The following is a 1,860-nucleotide window of genomic DNA, read 5'->3' as shown; positions in this document are numbered from 1 at the left end:
TGGGGCATTTCCTGGAAATCGGTCCGGATGGTGTGCTGTCGGCGATGGCGCGGGAGAGCCTGCCGGAGGACTTCGGCGGTCTGCTGGCGCCAGTGTTGCGGAAGAAGGACGAGGACGTCCGGGCGTTTCTGACCGCGCTGGGCGCGGCCTGGACCCATGGCCTGCCCGTGGCGTGGCAGCCCCTGTTCCCCGACACCACCACCCCGCCCACCGACCTCCCCACCTACCCCTTCCAGCACCGGAATTACTGGATCTCCGCGTCCGTCGCCACCGCCCGCGACGAGACCGAGGCACGCTTCTGGGACGCCATCGACAACGAGGACTTCGACACCCTCTTCGACACGCTCCAACTCGACGGCGAACGGCCCCTGCGCGAGGCGTTCCCCGAGATGGCCTCCTGGCTGCGGCGCCGGAACGAGCCCGAGGCCCGTTCCGCACTCGAAGCGCTGCGCGCCGCGCCCGCCGGCGCCGACGACTTCGGAGCAGGCGCGGCACTGCGCGACAAGCTGACCGGACTCCCCGAGGCCGAACGGCACCGTCTGCTTCTCGACCTCGTGCGCGGCAACGCCGCCGCCGTGCTCGGCCACGCCTCCGCCGCCGACATCGACCCCGAACGCGCCTTCCGCGACCTCGGCTTCGACTCGCTCGCCGCCGTCAATCTGCGCAACCGCCTCACCAAGGCCACCGGGCTTCGCCTCCCCGCCACCTTCGCGTTCGACCACCCCAGCTCCGAGGCCGTCGCGGCGTATCTGCGCGCCGAACTGCTCGGCGAGGGAACGCGAACCGTCGCCGTCTCCGCCGCGACCGCGCTGAACGACGAACCCATCGCCATCGTCGGCATGGCCTGCCGCTACCCCGGCGGGGTGCGGTCGCCCGAGGAACTGTGGAACATCGTCGACTCGGGCGCCGACGTCATCTCCCCCTTCCCCACCGATCGGGGCTGGGACCTCGACGCCCTGCACCACCCCGACCCCGACCACCCCGGCACCACCTATGTCACCGAGGGCGGCTTCCTGCACACCGCCGCCGACTTCGACCCGGCGTTCTTCGGGATCTCGCCGCGTGAGGCGCTGGCGATGGATCCGCAGCAGCGGTTGCTGCTGGAGACGTCGTGGGAGGTGTTCGAGCGGGCCGGGATCGACCCGACCTCGGTCAAGGGCACCCACACCGGCGTCTTCGCGGGCGCCACCCAGCCCGGCTACTTCGGCGGAACGCGCATGGGCGAGGCGGTCGAGGGCTACGCGCTCACCGGCAACCTGACCAGCGTCATCTCCGGCCGCATCGCCTACACCTTCGGCCTGGAGGGCCCGGCCGTCACCGTGGACACGGCCTGCTCCTCCTCGCTGGTCGCCCTCCACCTGGCCGCCCAGTCCCTGCGGCAGGGCGAGTGCAGCCTCGCGCTGGCCGCCGGGGTCACCGTCATGCCCACGCCCGACATCTTCGTGGAGTTCAGCCGGCAACGCGGCCTGGCCGCCGACGGGCGCTGCAAGGCGTTCGCCGGCGCAGCCGACGGCACGAGCTGGTCGGAGGGCGCCGGCGTGTTGCTGCTGGAGCGGCTGTCGGACGCGCGGCGCAACGGGCACCGGGTGCTGGCGGTCGTGCGTGGCTCGGCGACCAACCAGGACGGCGCCTCCAACGGACTGATGGCCCCCAACGGCCCTTCCCAGCAACGCGTCATCCGGCAGGCGCTCGCCAACGCCCGGTTGGCGCCGGGTGATGTCGACGCGGTGGAGGCGCATGGCACGGGCACCGCGCTGGGCGATCCGATCGAGGCGCAGGCGCTGCTCGCGACCTATGGCCAGGACCGGCCCGGTGAACGGCCGTTGCTGCTCGGCTCGATCAAGTCCAACATCGGCCACA

General features: G+C 72.1%; 1 protein-coding gene. It reads left to right on the top strand.

The features are described from left to right. Nucleotides 1-44 precede the first annotated feature (44 nt). A partial coding sequence (locus RM590_RS35330) for a beta-ketoacyl synthase N-terminal-like domain-containing protein (protein ID WP_394814041.1) occupies nt 45-1,860 on the top strand: 1,816 nt, incomplete at its 3' end.

It is taken from the genome of Streptomyces litchfieldiae (genome assembly GCF_031845365.1).
Lineage (GTDB): Bacteria > Actinomycetota > Actinomycetes > Streptomycetales > Streptomycetaceae > Streptomyces > Streptomyces litchfieldiae.
The sequence above is the reverse complement of the archived record's forward strand: the minus strand, read 5'-3'. Positions and strand labels throughout refer to the sequence as shown.